The 15,043-nt window shown below is 52.9% G+C and carries 14 protein-coding genes; 9 read left to right on the forward strand and 5 right to left on the reverse strand.

Going from position 1 to position 15,043, the window contains the following annotated elements:
- Positions 1–61 precede the first annotated feature (61 nt).
- Together NYE24_RS01650 and NYE24_RS01655 are read left to right on the forward strand one after the other, a co-directional pair.
- Positions 62–1,132 (forward strand): ABC transporter ATP-binding protein, encoded by a 1,071-nt coding sequence (locus NYE24_RS01650; protein WP_036694365.1) that lies wholly within the window; start codon positions 62–64, stop codon positions 1,130–1,132.
- Positions 1,133–1,306: 174 nt separating this feature from the next.
- Entirely contained in the window at positions 1,307–2,740 is a 1,434-nt protein-coding gene (locus NYE24_RS01655; protein WP_341024823.1) for a glycoside hydrolase family 43 protein, read from the forward strand.
- 117 nt (positions 2,741–2,857) lie between these two features.
- Here NYE24_RS01655 and fabF read toward each other — a convergent pair whose 3' ends face one another.
- Positions 2,858–4,096: a beta-ketoacyl-ACP synthase II gene (fabF, locus tag NYE24_RS01660; protein WP_342477876.1), complete on the reverse strand. Its 1,239-nt coding sequence runs from the start codon at positions 4,094–4,096 to the stop codon at positions 2,858–2,860.
- A gap of 132 nt (positions 4,097–4,228) precedes the next feature.
- On the opposite strand from fabF, the gene NYE24_RS01665 reads away from it, so the two are divergent.
- Together NYE24_RS01665 and NYE24_RS01670 are read left to right on the forward strand one after the other, a co-directional pair.
- Positions 4,229–5,071: a helix-turn-helix transcriptional regulator gene (locus NYE24_RS01665; RefSeq protein ID WP_036694362.1), complete on the forward strand. Its 843-nt coding sequence runs from the start codon at positions 4,229–4,231 to the stop codon at positions 5,069–5,071.
- A gap of 125 nt (positions 5,072–5,196) precedes the next feature.
- Positions 5,197–6,303 (forward strand): citrate synthase/methylcitrate synthase, encoded by a 1,107-nt coding sequence (locus NYE24_RS01670; RefSeq protein WP_342477877.1) that lies wholly within the window; start codon positions 5,197–5,199, stop codon positions 6,301–6,303.
- A gap of 114 nt (positions 6,304–6,417) precedes the next feature.
- Here the strand turns inward: NYE24_RS01670 and NYE24_RS01675 are convergent, their stop codons facing one another.
- The gene (locus tag NYE24_RS01675; RefSeq protein WP_036694360.1) at positions 6,418–6,705 is read right to left on the reverse strand and encodes a hypothetical protein; all 288 of its coding nucleotides are present in this window, start codon (positions 6,703–6,705) and stop codon (positions 6,418–6,420) included.
- 175 nt (positions 6,706–6,880) lie between these two features.
- On the opposite strand from NYE24_RS01675, the gene NYE24_RS01680 reads away from it, so the two are divergent.
- Positions 6,881–7,648: an exodeoxyribonuclease III gene (locus NYE24_RS01680; RefSeq protein ID WP_036694359.1), complete on the forward strand. Its 768-nt coding sequence runs from the start codon at positions 6,881–6,883 to the stop codon at positions 7,646–7,648.
- Between the two features lie 97 nt (positions 7,649–7,745).
- On the opposite strand, the gene NYE24_RS01685 is transcribed toward NYE24_RS01680, so the two are convergent.
- Both NYE24_RS01685 and NYE24_RS01690 read right to left on the reverse strand, forming a co-directional pair.
- Positions 7,746–9,251 carry an amidase family protein gene (locus tag NYE24_RS01685; RefSeq protein WP_342477878.1) on the reverse strand — a complete coding sequence of 502 codons (1,506 nt, stop codon included), beginning with the start codon at positions 9,249–9,251 and terminating at the stop codon, positions 7,746–7,748.
- A 15-nt stretch (positions 9,252–9,266) separates the two neighbouring features.
- Entirely contained in the window at positions 9,267–10,412 is a 1,146-nt protein-coding gene (locus NYE24_RS01690) for a VanZ family protein (RefSeq protein ID WP_342477879.1), read from the reverse strand.
- 155 nt (positions 10,413–10,567) lie between these two features.
- Here NYE24_RS01690 and NYE24_RS01695 point away from each other — a divergent pair, with 155 nt between their 5' ends.
- The 4 genes from NYE24_RS01695 to NYE24_RS01710 all read left to right on the forward strand — a co-directional run bounded on the left by NYE24_RS01695 (position 10,568) and on the right by NYE24_RS01710 (position 14,257).
- On the forward strand, positions 10,568–10,915 hold the full coding sequence (locus NYE24_RS01695) for a hypothetical protein (protein ID WP_036694354.1): 348 nt from the start codon (positions 10,568–10,570) through the stop codon (positions 10,913–10,915).
- A 137-nt stretch (positions 10,916–11,052) separates the two neighbouring features.
- Complete coding sequence (locus NYE24_RS01700) at positions 11,053–12,285, forward strand: aminopeptidase (protein WP_036694352.1); 1,233 nt, start codon at positions 11,053–11,055, stop codon at positions 12,283–12,285.
- Between the two features lie 312 nt (positions 12,286–12,597).
- Complete coding sequence (locus tag NYE24_RS01705) at positions 12,598–13,134, forward strand: sigma-70 family RNA polymerase sigma factor (protein ID WP_051493393.1); 537 nt, start codon at positions 12,598–12,600, stop codon at positions 13,132–13,134.
- Positions 13,124–14,257 carry a DUF4179 domain-containing protein gene (locus NYE24_RS01710; protein WP_342477880.1) on the forward strand — a complete coding sequence of 378 codons (1,134 nt, stop codon included), beginning with the start codon at positions 13,124–13,126 and terminating at the stop codon, positions 14,255–14,257. The genes NYE24_RS01705 and NYE24_RS01710 overlap by 11 nt, the downstream gene beginning before the upstream one ends.
- A gap of 76 nt (positions 14,258–14,333) precedes the next feature.
- Here NYE24_RS01710 and NYE24_RS01715 read toward each other — a convergent pair whose 3' ends face one another.
- Complete coding sequence (locus NYE24_RS01715; RefSeq protein WP_036694559.1) at positions 14,334–14,882, reverse strand: hypothetical protein; 549 nt, start codon at positions 14,880–14,882, stop codon at positions 14,334–14,336.
- Positions 14,883–15,043: the final 161 nt, after the last annotated feature.

Below are 15,043 nucleotides of genomic sequence, written 5' to 3' on the forward strand. Positions count from 1 at the left end.
AGTATTGCGTGTTTTTTGGAATCACTATCATAACTTGAAAAGAAACAGAGAGGGTGACAGGATGGAGCGCCTTTTAGAGGTAAAAGACCTGGCTATATCATTCAGAACACGCGGAGGAGAAGTTCAAGCAATCCGTGGTGTCAGCTTTCATGTAAATAAAGGGGAGACACTGGCGATTGTTGGCGAATCCGGTTCCGGTAAGAGCGTAACCTCGCAAGCCGTCATGAAGCTGGTTCCTCAGCCTGCGGGCGAATATAAGCGTGGACAGATTCTGTTCGATGGACAAGATCTGATCGGCAAGAATGAGAAGCAGATGCAAAAAATCCGCGGCAAAGAAATCGGAATGATCTTCCAGGATCCGATGACTTCACTCAACCCGATGATGAAGGTTGGCCGGCAGATTACGGAAGTGCTGTTCAAGCACGAGAAGATCACGAAGGATGCTGCCTACAAACGTGGTGTTGAATTGCTTAATCTGGTAGGGATTCCGTCACCGGAACGCCGTTTCCAGCAGTATCCGCATGAATTCAGCGGCGGGATGCGCCAACGTGTTGTAATTGCTATGGCACTGGCTGCTAACCCTAAGCTCCTGATTGCCGATGAACCGACAACCGCGCTTGACGTAACTATTCAGGCACAGATCCTTGATCTGATGAAGGACCTGCAGAAGAAGATTGATACAGCGATCATTTTCATCACCCATGACCTTGGGGTTGTGGCGAGAATGGCTGATCGTGTAGCTGTTATGTATGCCGGTCAGATCGTTGAAATGGGTACCGCAGAAGAGATCTTCTACGATCCAAGACATCCGTACACATGGGGCCTGCTGGCTTCCATGCCAAGTCTGGAGAGCAAAGGCTCGATGCTTACAGCTATCCCGGGCACACCTCCCGACCTGATTAAGCCTCCTAAGGGAGATGCCTTTGCCCTGCGCAGCACGTATGCAATGGCAATCGACATGGAGAAGGAACCGCCAATGTACAAGGTATCGGACTCCCACCTTGTGAAGTCCTGGCTGATGCATCCGATGGCACCAGCGGTAGAGCCGCCGGATGTCGTGAAGAAGCAGCGTCGAGTGTTGAGCAATGCTTATCCAGAGCCAGTACTTGTCGGCAATAGCAGCGATTACTAAGTTTAAATGATTAGATTAGCGTCAGGCCTTCATGGGCCTGGCGTTTTTTTGTGGTTATGGGAGATTATATTTCATATAAACCTAAATCAAAACTAACTAATATAAATAAAAGTATTGACTAAATCTTATTTGGGCAGCAAAATGTAAGGGTATACATAGGGAGGTAATGATGAGATGAGAAAAAGATCCTTAACGGCATTGATATCCTTATCTCTGCTGTCGGCATGCAGTGGAGGGAATCCGGAAGGGCCGCCGGAGTTCGGGAATGTATCTGTACACGATCCCTCTGTGATTAAGGTGGAGGATACGTATTACGTGTTCGGTTCGCATCTGGCCTCGGCCAAATCCAAGGACCTGATGTCGTGGACGCAGATTTCTTCCGGCGTGACGGATGATAACGTACTGATACCGAATGTAACGGAGGAGCTTAGCGAGACGCTTAGCTGGGCCCAGTCGGATACGCTGTGGGCACCGGATGTCATTCAATTGGCCGACGGCAAGTTCTACATGTATTACGATGCCTGTAAGGGGGATTCTCCGCTGTCCGCGCTTGGCATTGCTGTAGCCGATGAGATAGAAGGTCCTTACAAGAATAAAGGCATTATTCTGAAGTCGGGAATGTCCGGCATCGGGGATGATGGAGAGGTCTACGATTCCACGGAGAAGCCGAATGTGGTGGACCCTGATGTGTTTTGGGATAAGGAAGGCAAGCTGTGGATGGTCTACGGCTCCTACTCCGGTGGTATCTTCATCTTGGAGCTTGACCCGGCTACGGGCTTCCCGCTGGAGGGCCAGGGCTACGGCAAGAAGCTGCTAGGAGGGAATCATGCGCGGATTGAAGGGCCGTATATGCTATACAGCCCGGAGACCGGCTATTACTACCTGTTCCTCTCCTACGGCGGGCTTGATGCGAATGGCGGTTATAATATCCGTGTCGCCCGTTCCAAGCATCCGGCTGGCCCGTTCGAGGACTCGGAAGGCAAGGCTATGCTGGACGCACAAGGGACGCCTGGGGTATTGTTCGATGATCCGGCCTACGCACCTTACGGCGTGAAGCTGATGGGGAATCATGAATTTGTGAATACAGCTGAAGAAGCCGCCGGATCAGGTACAGGCTATGTCTCCCCGGGACATAATTCGGCGTACTATGATGAGAAGAGCGGGCAGTATTATCTGATCTTCCACACGCGGTTCCCGGGTCTCGGGGAGCAGCATGAGGTTCGGGTTCACCAGATGTTCATGAATGAAGCAGGCTGGCCAGTTGTCGCACCCCACCGTTACGGCGGCGAGAAGATAGGCAATTACACGGCCAAGGAGGTAACGGGTGCCTACAAGCTGGTGAACCACGGCAAGGAGATTACGGCTGAGCTGGCGGAGTCGCAGTTGGTGGAGCTGAACACAGACGGCACGATAAGCGGGGCAGTAACAGGTACATGGGCCTTGAGCAATGATCATATGGCGAAGCTGACCATAGAGGGTGTAGAGTATAGCGGGGTGTTCCTGCGGGAATGGAATGAAGCGGCCTCAAGCGAGGTAATGACCTTCACGGTACTTTCAGCGGAAGGCGTTGCAGTCTGGGGAAGCCATGTGTCACCGGAGAAAAAGTAACCTGATCCTGCGGGCATTCAAGTCATAGCCGACATCATACACTTAACCATTACAAACAGCGGGTCTCCCTTTAGAATGGGCGATCCGCTGTTTGCTGTTCATAGGCATTAGCTGCGATTACGCTTCATACTTGCGCAGAACGATTACAGCATTGTGGCCGCCGAAGCCAAAGGAATTGGAAATCCCTATCTTCAGGTCCGCTTGACGGGCTACGTTAGGGACATAATCCAGATCGCAGGATTCGTCCGGCTGCTCCAGATTAATTGTTGGCGGGATCAGCCCTTCCTGCAGGCTAAGCAGCAGGGCAATGGCTTCCAGACCACCGGCTGCGCCAAGGGCATGACCGGTCATCGATTTGTTCGCCGTGACCGGAATCCGGTAGGCCTGCTCGCCGAATAGCTTCTTAATCGCCAGGGTCTCCGAAAGGTCTCCGACCATCGTGCTGGTCGCGTGTGCGCTAATGACATCTACCTCCCCGGGACTGATGCCAGCCTCGCTGAGTGCCAGCTTCATTGCCTGGTAGGCTCCTATCCCCTCAGGATGAGTAGCTACCATATGATAAGCATCCGAGCTGGCGCCATATCCGGTGACCTCGCCATAGATGACGGCATCTCTGCGCAGGGCATGGGAGAGGGACTCCAGGATGACAATAGCCCCGCCCTCCGCGATGACAAACCCGTCCCTGTTCCGGTCAAAAGGCCGGCTGGCCCCCTGCGGGTCCCCGTTCCGGGTAGACAAGGCGGTCGCATTGCCGAAGCTGGCCAGGGCAATCTCGGTCACCGCCGCTTCCGCACCTCCGGCGATGATCACATCGGCCCCGCCGTAACGGATCAGGCGGAAGGCTTCGCCAATAGCCGTATTCCCGATGGAACAGGCGGTCACCGGCGAGAGTGTCGGCCCCTGTGCCCCGAGCTTGATGCTGATCATCGCTGCCGCCATGTTGGAGATCAGCATCGGGATCAGGGTAGGGCTTACCCGCTCCGGTCCCCTGGATCGCAGCAGCTCGCCCTGGTCCATTAACGTCTGGATACCGCCTACGCCGGAGCCTACATAGACGCCCAGCCGTTCCCTGTCCAGCTCCTCCAGCCGGAGACCGGAGTGCGCCCAGGCCTCCTCTGCAGCGGCAAGCGCGAACTGGCTGAACCGGTCCATCCGCCGGGCTTCCTTGCGGCCGAATCTGGCATCCGGGTCGAAGGCCTGCACCGAGCCGGCAATCTTGGTTTTGAAATGGGTGGTATCAAAAGAATCAATCGGCGTAATCCCCGATTCTCCTGCCGTAAGGCGGCTCCAAAACTGCTCCACAGTATTGCCAAGCGGGGAGATGACACCCATTCCTGTAATTACGACACGTTCCATCTGCTATTCCTCCTGTTATTCTGAATAAGCATATTTTTTCATGTTGCTTATCCTATTACAAGTTGTAGTTTATACTAGTATAATTACTACTACACTAACAGGCAGACGAACTGTATGACAGGAGGAAGCATGATGTCCAATCAGAACAGGCTTCAAGCATTATCGGAATTCCTGAAAGCAAGACGCGCGGCCATTACCCCGGCATCAGCGGGGCTCCCGGAGGGCACCAGGAGGCGGACGCCCGGGCTCCGGCGCGAGGAAGTGGCGCAGCTCTCCGGAGTAAGCAGCACCTGGTATACCTGGCTGGAGCAGGGGCGTGATATTAAGGTATCTCCATCCGTTCTTGATTGTATTGCCGCAGCACTTCAGCTGACGAAGGATGAGCGGAGTTACTTGTTCGCTCTGGCGCTGGAGAACGGACCGGGAGTAGCAGACTATACCCAAGAAGAGCCTTCGGTGATTCATCCGTCCCTGCAGAAGATATTGCAGGAGCTGAAGACCTGCCCGACCATCATCTCGGACCGGCACTGCGGCATTGTCGGCTGGAATGAGGCAGCGGCGCATGTGTTTCTTGATTTCGCCAAGCTGGCTCCGCAGCAGCGCAATATGATCTCACTGCTGTTCGAGCGCAAGGAGTTCAGGCGGCTGGCGGTGAATTGGGAGCAGTTCGTCCGGGGTTACTTATCGATTTTCCGAGCCTATTACGGGCAATACCTGGAGGACCGCTGGTACGATGAATTCATCGCGGAGATGAAGGAACGGCATCCGGAATTCTATCATTTATGGGAAGAGAGCCGGGTCAGCTCCGCACCGGATGTTGTTCTCGAATTCCGGCATGCCAAAGCCGGAAAAATGCTGTTCCATCTTACCTCCCTCCAAGTGCAAGGTGCAGCGGATCTGCGCTGCAGCATCTACACGCCAGCGGGTGAATCGGGTACAGAAGCCAAACTGAAGCAGCTCATGGAGCTTAAGTGAGGTAGGTGATAGAATTTTCTTATGGATTCATAAAAAACTATAAATATGCAATATAGATTTTGCAGTTTATACTCCTAATATGATGAATTTCTTCCTGCGGGGATCGGAAAAGGGGTAAAGATATAATGGCTAAAGTAACGGGATTAGAAGGCGTAGTTGCCGGAGAGACAGCAATTGGATTGGTAGATGGGGAGAAAGGGTATCTGGTGTACCGCGGATATTGGGCGAAGGAGCTTGCGGTGGGCAAAAGCTATGAAGAAGTCGCTTATTTGCTCTGGAACGGACACCTGCCTGATGCGGAGGAGCTGGCGCAGCTCAAGGCGCAAATGGCAGTGGAGAGGGCGATTCCTGAATATCTCTGCAAGATGCTTGATCTGTATCCGGCTTCTGTACCACTGATGCTGGTATTACAAAGTGCAGTGGCTGCACTTGGGGATGAGGAGAACGCTACTTGGCCGCCCACACTGAAGCAGGCTGTGCGGCTGACGGCTATGCTTCCGGCGATCATTGCTTACAGGTACCGCAGCCTTCAGGGCTTGCCGCCGCTGAAATCGCTTCCTGAGCTTGGCCATGCCGCGAATTATCTGTATCTGCTTACAGGCAAGCTGCCTGAAGAGGCTCATGTGAAGGCGCTCAGCGCCTATATGATTCTCTGTATGGAGCATGGCATGAATGCCTCGACCTTCGCCGGGCGGGTGGTGCTGTCCACGGAATCGGATCTATGTGCGGCTGTAGCCGGATCAATCGGGGCCATGAAGGGTCCGCTGCATGGCGGTGCGCCGTATGAAGTGATATCGATGCTGGAGGAGATCGGGACGAAGGAACGCGCGGAGCCTTGGCTGAGAGGGAAGCTTGAGGCCGGAGAGAAGCTGATGGGCTTCGGGCACCGGATCTACAAGACCAAGGACCCGCGGGCGGAAGCCTTGCAGATTGCGACACTTAAGATGATCGGCAAGGACGATTACTTTGATCTTGCACTTCATGTGGAGGCTACAGCGGTTGCGCTGCTGGAGGAATACAAGCCGGGCCGCCGCCTGTTCACCAATGTTGAGTTCTATGCTGCGGCTATACTGAAGGCGCTGAAGCTGGCGCCGGAGATCTTCACGCCTACATTCACAGCGGGAAGAATTGTCGGCTGGACGGCCCATCTGCTGGAGCAGTCAGCCCATAACCGGATTTTCCGGCCACAATCTACTTATATCGGACCTATGCCTGAATCAGAGACGCTCTGATAGCAGCTGCTTCTCTATTGAACGTGCAAAAGCACCCCCGGCCGTCTACCAGCCGGAGATGCTTAACAAGGGAATGTTAATGAGAGAGTATGAGGGGGATACTCTTACATTAGATTAGAAATCAGAGGTTGCCACTTCAATTGTGCCGAAGACTGCACCGGCAGCTGTGCTCAGAAGTCCTGCGACCAGCAGGGCATGAACGGATAAAGTGAGACTGTTAAATGCAGGGATCAAATAAGTGACCACTGGAGCGTTGACGCGGTAAATAACGAGATCCACAGGAAACCCGGAATTGTTGTTTACCGTCACAGCCGCGTTGATGCCACCTGCCAGATTTTCATAGTAAGATTTACCTACAGAAGCGGGCAGATTGAAGAATTGTTGCGGTAATAAGATAGCCATTGTATTGTCCTCCTTTTCCTTGTGATAGGATAGTATATTCGGCAAAACTATGATTGCTGTAACGTATGCCATGGGAGATTCACACATTTCAATAGGATACCTTCAGGTTCATAGAGACCCCGAATCTATGGTACACTGGATGTAATCTAGTGACTGGTAAGGGGAAATGACAACGATGAAGCTGGTGTCCTGGAATGTGAACGGTCTGAGAGCTTGTGTGAATAAAGGGTTTAACGAGTATTTCCGGGAGGTTGACGCAGATATCTTCTGTGTACAGGAGACGAAGCTCCAGGAGGGGCAGATTGTTCTGGATCATGGGGAGGAATATGCCGGGTACTGGAACTATGCACTCAAAAAAGGATATTCGGGTACGGCTGTATTTACAAGAATCAAGCCGCTATCCGTACGATATGGACTGGAGCAGGAGACGGAGGATGAGGGGCGGATTATCACCCTGGAATTCATGGATTTCTATCTAGTGAATGTGTATACGCCGAATGCCAAGCGCGATCTGTCGAGGCTGGACTACCGGATGGAGTGGGAGGACCGGTTCCGTGCCTATTTGCTGAAGCTGGATGAGCATAAACCGGTTGTCGTGTGCGGGGATCTGAATGTGGCGCATCAGGAGATTGACCTGAAGAATGCGAGATCGAACCGGGGGAATTCAGGCTTCACCGACGAAGAACGCGGCAAAATGACCACGCTGCTCGCAGCCGGCTTCGTGGATACCTTCAGATGGTTCTATCCTGAGCTGGAGGGTGCCTACAGCTGGTGGTCCTACATGCCTAAGGTTAGAGAGAAGAACGTGGGCTGGCGGATCGATTATTTTCTCGCTTCAGAGCGCTTAACCCCGCGTCTGCTGGACGCCGGAATTGAATGTAATGTTCTTGGCAGCGATCATTGCCCGGTGGTCCTCCATCTGGCGGATGCGGCGGAAGCATAGACAGAGTGTATAGCTATGATATAAAAAGAGGCTGTATCCCGGAGTTCGGGATACGGCCTCTTTCAGTTGTAACGCGGTTGAGGGGCGGTTTGCCCGGTTATTCTGACGAGGTGCCTGGCTCCAGCACCGGCGGCCGCCGGTGCTTCGTGGCTTGTTCGTAACTATAAGCAATCCCTAGCAGCATAGTTTCACTATGGGCTGAAGCACAGAAGGTGATACCCTGCGGTCCCTTGGTAAGATAGCCGCCTGGTGCAACAATACCCGAGTAGGTGTACCCGGCAGGAACTGTAATCAGCGGATAACCCGCTCTCGCCGCTACTTCACATCCGTGATCTCCAGGGAACAGGAGCGCATCCAGACCGTAATGCTCCAGGGCATAATCGATTCCCTGACTACCGGCTAGTGAACGGGAAGAATGCAGCTGCTCCAGATATTCCTGCTCTGTAATATCATCCCCGGAGGTGTTCAGCCATTCCAGTGTTCCCTGGCCGTATTTCAGTGCCTGTTCGCTATGCTGCTGATTGAAATCTATCAGCTCCTGCAGGGAATGCACAGGAGCGGATTCCGGCAGGCTTCCCAGATAGCGGTTCAATCCAGGCTTGAATTCATATTGCAGAATCGTAGCCTTCCATTCCGCATCCTGACAGGGGAGCTCTACGGGGTCAATAATTTCTGCCCCCAGCTCTCTCAGGACCAATATGGCAGATTCCATCATCTTAAGAGCTTCACTATCCAGATCTTTATAATAGAATCGCGGAATTCCGATTCGCGTGTTTCTTACCGCATCCGGCTCCAGACCTGTCGAATAATCCAGTATAACAGAGGAAGAAGAGTCAGCATTCCCGGCCAATACATTAAGCAGGAGTGCAGCGTCTTTGACCGTTCTGGCCATTGGACCGGCGCTGTCCTGGCTGCCGATTCCCGGTATAATGCCCTGGTTGCTGACCAGTCCCCAGGTAGGCTTAAGGCCGACCAGGGAGTTATGGGCCGCCGGACTGATGATGGAGCCGGAGGTCTCCGTACCTACGGCGACGGTGACAAGGTTAGCGGCAACTGCCGCCGCACTTCCCGAACTTGATCCGCCAATGAACAGCTCCCCCGGGCCGTAAGGGCCCAGTACAAGACCACCGCGCGAGCTGTATCCGGCCCACATCGCCGGCGACATGAAGTTGGCCCATTCGGTCATATTGGCTTTGCCCAGTATCACTGCCCCGGCTGTCCTTAGCCGAGTGATAAGCTCAGCATCTTCTGCTGCTATGCACTCTGCAAGCGCCAAGGCTCCTGCACTGGTGTGCAGCTGATCTGCTGTACTGATGTTATCTTTGACCAGGACTGGAATGCCGTGCATCGGTCCCCTGCTACCCTGATCCCTTCGTTCCTGATCGAGCCTTGCAGCAATCGCAAGAGCCTCTGGATTCACCTCCAATACGGAGCGGAGGAGACCATCTAACCGGTTGATTCTTTCCAAATACCAGCCTGCCAGCATCTCGGAGGTTAGGCTTCCTTGTGCCATTTGCTCCTGAATGCTGGTGATGTCTGCTTCTATTAACCAATCATGCTCATCTGGCGCAGATGAGATACGGGTGGAATCGTTCTTATACATTAGAGTGTTGCACCTCTATTCATTGTTTACTGTCTTATTTAGGGTCTCGCTTGCCGCTGCCTGATGCCGTTTCGGCCATGTGATTACATTGTGGGTTCTGCTAATCTCTTCATAGATGAGCGGACGCTCACGCTTAATCAACCGCAGCACCAGATGGATGAAGAAGGCCAAATCAGCCAATAGGATGACTATTTTCACTACAGCAGCCAGCGCTGTGCCGATAGAGATGAAGAAGGAGAAGTCAGGCATAAGGGAATTCATTCCGCCTAAGACGCCATAGAGTAATCCATATCGTGCCCATACCCTCCAGGGTCTGGCTAGGCCGCCGTCTTCACTCCTTAGCCGGATACGTACAACCCATTTGCCGAAGGTGCGTCCGCCTGTGAACAGAGGAATGCTCAGGAAATACACCATACTAACTGCCCACCACGAAATACTCAGAGAGAGCAAATTAAGAAGGATGGTTACCGCGAGCAGCAGGATAGAATCCAGCAGGAAAGCAAGGGCGCGGCGGGTGTAGGTCACTTTTTTGGCGGAAAGGTCCTCTTGGCTGTCAAGCTTCTCAATCCTCGGCAGCAGGCCGGAGATCCATAGGGATATCTTGAAGCCCACAATGCCGCCCAGCGTATTCGTGATCATGTCATCGACATCGAAGATCCGGTAAGGATGATCGAAGAAGCCGTAAATGCCGGTAATCTGTGTAATCTCGAACAACAGCGACAGCGCAAAGGACAGGATAATGCACACCACCCAGCGCGTGCGGAAGTAGTAGCCCAGGAACATACCGAAGGGTACGGTCAGTAGAACATTGAAGGCTGCCAGCAGAAAATCCGCTCCGGTCAGCACATTAAGGTAGCTGGAAGGGTCGCTGCGCGTAATTGGCGTATTGTGCAGAATATCCTGGATGAACTGTAGCGGTACAAGCTGGATCATACTCCCGGAGGGGGCTGCATTGTGCCTGGAATCAGGCAAGGGCAGAAGGACCAGGAAGAACGCATTAAGCAGGTACAGCAGCAGCAGATACAGCATCAAGGCCCGGATTTTATTGATATAGCCGTGCCGGCGGTATTGCACAATCAGGAACGGTAAGGTGAAGAATAGCGCCGCAACCGGAAAGGCCATGAATGCGTAGGAAATCGGGAATAGATAAGTCTGGAACATGGGTTCACCTGCTGTCTGGTTTTTGAAAATACAAGAAGTTATAACTTGTCACATCGACTCCATTATAGAATTAAACATAAACCGTCTCAACAGAATTAATCATTCTAACCGTTCTTTCCTGCATAGACATGTTAGGAGAGGAGCGTGAGCACTGTATGGAAAAGAAGGTTCAACAGTATTATAAGCTCAAGGTGAAGCAGAAGGAGCTGGAAAAGGAGCTGGCCGGACTCCGGCAGGAGATCCTTGCCCACGTTAATGAAGCGGGGCAGACCGAAGCGGTGTTCGGCAGCTACAAGGTCAAGCTGGTCACGCAGAACCGCAAGGAATATGATGACGACAAGCTCTATCAGACCCTGTCCGACCCCGAGCTGTGGAGGCTGCTCTCCCGGGCTGATCCGGCCAAGGTGGCCAGCCTGACGAAGCTGAAAGTGATTGCGGAAGAGAAAATCGCCCATACGTTTGATGTGAAGACCATTCAGTTGCTGCAGGTGGATAAGCAGTAGAGGAAGCGCTGCCGGAAGCGGGAGAAGTTACGCCATGCTCAGCTTCCGGTTGTACATAGATCATAGAGTACGTGCCATCTTCCCGGTCTTCCGCTATACTTATACAGAGACAGAGAAGATATGGAGGAAGAGATGAAATGAAGGATTTTGAGCAGATGCTGGAGAAATACGCAGAGCTGGTAGTCAAGGTCGGTGTGAATGTGCAGCCGGGACAAGTGCTGATGGTTCACGCCCCGCTGGAGACAGCGGAGCTTACCCGGCTGATTGTAGGCAAGGCTTATGACGCTGGAGCGAAATACGTGCTTGTGGACTGGGACGATGAAGCGGTCACACGCATCCGTTACGAGAAGGCTCCTGAGGAATCGTTCGGGTATTATCCGCAGTGGCATGCCGATATGCTGGAGGGATTCGCTGAAGAAGGCGGAGCTATATTACATATAAAAGTGCCGGATCCGGAATTATTCCGCGGGATCGATTCGGCCAAGGTCTCCACTGCCGTTAAAGCGGCTGCGGTTGCGCGCAAGAAGTACCAGGCCTACACCCGGAACAGCAGAATCAGCTGGTCGCTGATTAAGGCGCCGACACGTGCCTGGGCGGACAAGGTGTTCGCCGATCTGCAGGAGGAAGAGCGGATCGATGCGATGTGGGAAGCAGTCTTCCAGATGAACCGTGTGAACAGCGAAGACCCAGTGGCTGCCTGGCGTACTCATATCGGCGAGTTGAAGCAGAGCCAGGACCGTATGAACGAGAGGCGCTACAAAAGCCTGCACTACCGTGCCCCTGGAACGGATCTGCGTGTCGAGCTGCCGGAAGGCCATCTGTGGCGCGGCGGCGGCGGGGAGAATGCGAGTGGCGTTTATTTTGTAGCCAATATGCCTACAGAAGAGATCTACACGATGCCCCACCGCACCGGTGTGAATGGCACCGTCAAGAGTACGCTTCCGCTGAACCTGAACGGGCGGCTCGTCGACGGAATCACACTTACCTTCACAGACGGCAAGGTTACCGCCTATGACGCTGAATCCGGCCGTGAGCATCTGACCTCCCTGCTGGATACGGATGAAGGCGCCTCCTATCTCGGAGAAGTGGCCTTGGTGCCGTATGATTCACCGATCTCCCGGCTGAACAGAGTCTTCTACAACACTGGAATTGACGAGAATGCTTCCTGTCATTTCGCGCTGGGCAGCGCCTATCCGGTGAATATTGAAGGGGGCACCTCCATGACCAGCGAGGAACTGCTATCCAGAGGGGCCAACGTCAGCCTCACACATGTTGATTTCATGGTAGGCTCCGATGCGCTAGATATTGACGGAGAACTGGCTGACGGCACGATTGAGCCGGTGTTCCGTAAGGGGAATTGGGTACTCTAGGTGTAACCTATCTAGAAGTGAAATAATCTCCAGAACAAAATCGTCCTAACCGGATGAATAAGACTACCTTTACACGAGCACAACGTATGCTGTTTTTCACATACAATGAGGCCTGTGCTCGCCAGCACACCTTCTCCTCAGCAGCAAGAAGCTATAGCTTCCGATATTAAGAAAGGCCGCATCATTCCCGGCAGCGGGGATTGCGGCTTTTCTGTTGTTCGTGGAAGATATAAAATAATTGCCGCAGACTAAAACTGTTTGCATAACCTCTCCGTCTAATTCATGTAAAAGGGATGGAGAGGAGAGGGAGAGATGACGATGTCCGGGGCAGAGATGAAGCGGGTAACTGCCGCCGTGCCGCTTGAGGAGACGGATTGGGTCAAAGCGGTGATGGAGCATAGCGACCAACTATACCATATTGCTTACAGTTATCTGGGCAACCGCAATGACGCACTGGAAGCGCTCCAGGAGACCACCTGCCGGGCCTGGATGAAACGGCGAACCCTGAAGGACCCCAGCGCGTTCAAAACCTGGCTGATCCGTATATTAATCTATGTCTGCATAGACGAGCAGCGCAGAAGAAAAAGGGCAGTCCCTACAGCGGCAGAGAATATGCAGGAGCCGGTTATGCGGACCAGTACGGATGCCATGGAAATGCAGTGGGCGCTCTCGCAGGTGAAGGTGAAATACCGCCATGTGCTGCTGCTCAAATATTATAATGATCTGACCCTGGCCGAGATCGCAGTCCTGCTGGGCAAGCCGGAAGGAACCGTCAAAACCTGGCAGCACAAAGGCCTGAAGCAGCTTAGGGAAATTATGAAGAACCGGGGTGAATGGAATGAACATTAGCAGAGTAGAGCAGGCGATGTTGTCCGATGCGACACGTATCCGTGAGGAGGTAAGGGGGGACTGTGGGGGGAATGAGGTCAGAGCGGCGGTTCAGGCAGGGATCGAGCGCGGACGCCGGAAAAGCTGGCAGGGCAGACTCCGCCAAGTCTCCTTCCTCGGAATAGCCGCAGCCGCAATTGCTGCAGTGATTCTGTTCTTCATCCCGGTCATTCATAATGCAGTACCCCGTGCTGCCGGACCTGCCGGAGAAGTGAATTGGGGCGGGCTGGAGATGTTCAAGCGGCTCTATTCCTTTGATTCAGAAGCGCCTACGCTGGATACGGCTATCCGGCACGGCTACATTCAGGAGATTGATAAAAGTGCAGCCAGCGGGAATTTCCGGATTACTTTGAATGCTGTAACGGCGGATGAGAACACAATCATCTTTTTGTATACAGCCAATGTCGCGGAAGGCCAGGAGATCTATAGTGTTAACAGTGCGATAATTAAGAATCTGTCAACCGGATATGATCTGGAGAACGGGGGCGGGGTTGGTGCCCATGCTAAAAACAATGGCTATGATGATAAGCGTATCTACTACGGAAGAGGTACCATCTACCTGGACCGGAGCAAGCCGTTCCCGGAGCAACTGGAAGCTGATTTCCAGATCTCCTCTATGGACAAGGGGAAAATGAAAGATCTGACGAAAGGTGTAAATGTAGCCGATGTGCATTATTCCCCGAGACTTAAGATCAGCTTCAAGCTGGACCCGAAATTCAAACAGCAACAGACAGTCATTGTCCAGCCGCAGGAAGACTTCATACTGGAGGGCGTTCAAGTGACGCTGGAGCAGGTTGAGCTCTCCCCGTTGATGATCCGTACTGTATTCAAAATCAAGAAGGAGACTGAGATTACGTGGCAGGACCGTCAAAAGGTATTTGGTGCTATACAGGGGAATGAAATTCAGTCGAAAACCGGGTACGTAACGACCAAGATATGGTCACCCACAGGCACTGCAACCGATGAAGGCTATGAACGGATCTTCGGAAGCAATCTGCTCGATAAGCCAGAATCAATGAATATGATTATGAAGACGGGGACCGGCAAGAATACCAGAGAGATTAACTTGCGCATTCTGCCGTGAACGCTTGTACGCGAAAAAGGCTGACTGTTGGTATATCCGGCGGGTCAGCCTTTTTGCGCTGCGGTCAGAGTGGTTCTCATCCCCCATTATGGAACCTGAAGGCAAGCTTATGGCCGTCAAAAGTCTCCCCGCTGCGCTCCGAATATTGGCCCTGCGTGTAGCGGGAGACCGTCTTGCGCCAAAAGCTCTGGCCGGTGATATTCTTCGCAGCCGGGTTGGTGAACAGCTCCCATTCGCCCCGGAATTGTTCAAACACCAGCACCGCCGCCTGTTCCGCGATTCCCGTCCCTCTGAAGGGCTGCAGCAGAAAGTAGTCGCTCACGAAATAATCGACGCCCTGCGCACAATATGGAGGGGTAGCAATCCGTGCGAAGCCTGCCGGCATCGAATGAGCTTGAATCAGAAAAGAGTACAGAATGCCCGGCTTGTCCCACCAAATATTCTGCACCTCATACTGATCTGCCAGCGTGCGGTATTCGTCCGTGTCCTCAAAGATGCCATGCCGGTTAGGCAGATGCCCCTCCACAAGTCCGTAATGACCTGAAAGATCATGCAGATAGAGCGGTAACATATTTTTGATAATATAGGCTTCATCCGGCCCGGTTAGCTTGATTGATATATTCATTGCCAGCCTGCTTTCTGTAATCATCTATAACGCTTACTCCCACTGTATACCGGAAATGAAGTCTCTTCATAGGCAAGTCTCTGTTATAAACTGAACTTTATCTATTCACATCTTAAAAAAGCCGGAACTTCCGATATCGGAAATTCCGGCTTATTCTCTCT

It is taken from the genome of Paenibacillus sp. FSL H7-0350 (assembly GCF_038593195.1).
In the GTDB taxonomy this organism is placed as follows: Bacteria; Bacillota; Bacilli; order Paenibacillales; family Paenibacillaceae; genus Paenibacillus_AQ.

Coding starts and splice junctions, on each gene's coding strand:
- NYE24_RS01650 (WP_036694365.1), top strand. CDS start 62: ATGGAGCGCCTTTTAGAGGTAAAAGACCTGGCTATATCATTCAGAACA.
- NYE24_RS01655 (WP_341024823.1), top strand. CDS start 1,307: ATGAGAAAAAGATCCTTAACGGCATTGATATCCTTATCTCTGCTGTCG.
- fabF (WP_342477876.1), bottom strand. CDS start 4,096: ATGGAACGTGTCGTAATTACAGGAATGGGTGTCATCTCCCCGCTTGGC.
- NYE24_RS01665 (WP_036694362.1), top strand. CDS start 4,229: ATGTCCAATCAGAACAGGCTTCAAGCATTATCGGAATTCCTGAAAGCA.
- NYE24_RS01670 (WP_342477877.1), top strand. CDS start 5,197: ATGGCTAAAGTAACGGGATTAGAAGGCGTAGTTGCCGGAGAGACAGCA.
- NYE24_RS01675 (WP_036694360.1), bottom strand. CDS start 6,705: ATGGCTATCTTATTACCGCAACAATTCTTCAATCTGCCCGCTTCTGTA.
- NYE24_RS01680 (WP_036694359.1), top strand. CDS start 6,881: ATGAAGCTGGTGTCCTGGAATGTGAACGGTCTGAGAGCTTGTGTGAAT.
- NYE24_RS01685 (WP_342477878.1), bottom strand. CDS start 9,251: ATGTATAAGAACGATTCCACCCGTATCTCATCTGCGCCAGATGAGCAT.
- NYE24_RS01690 (WP_342477879.1), bottom strand. CDS start 10,412: ATGTTCCAGACTTATCTATTCCCGATTTCCTACGCATTCATGGCCTTT.
- NYE24_RS01695 (WP_036694354.1), top strand. CDS start 10,568: ATGGAAAAGAAGGTTCAACAGTATTATAAGCTCAAGGTGAAGCAGAAG.
- NYE24_RS01700 (WP_036694352.1), top strand. CDS start 11,053: ATGAAGGATTTTGAGCAGATGCTGGAGAAATACGCAGAGCTGGTAGTC.
- NYE24_RS01705 (WP_051493393.1), top strand. CDS start 12,598: ATGACGATGTCCGGGGCAGAGATGAAGCGGGTAACTGCCGCCGTGCCG.
- NYE24_RS01710 (WP_342477880.1), top strand. CDS start 13,124: ATGAACATTAGCAGAGTAGAGCAGGCGATGTTGTCCGATGCGACACGT.
- NYE24_RS01715 (WP_036694559.1), bottom strand. CDS start 14,882: ATGAATATATCAATCAAGCTAACCGGGCCGGATGAAGCCTATATTATC.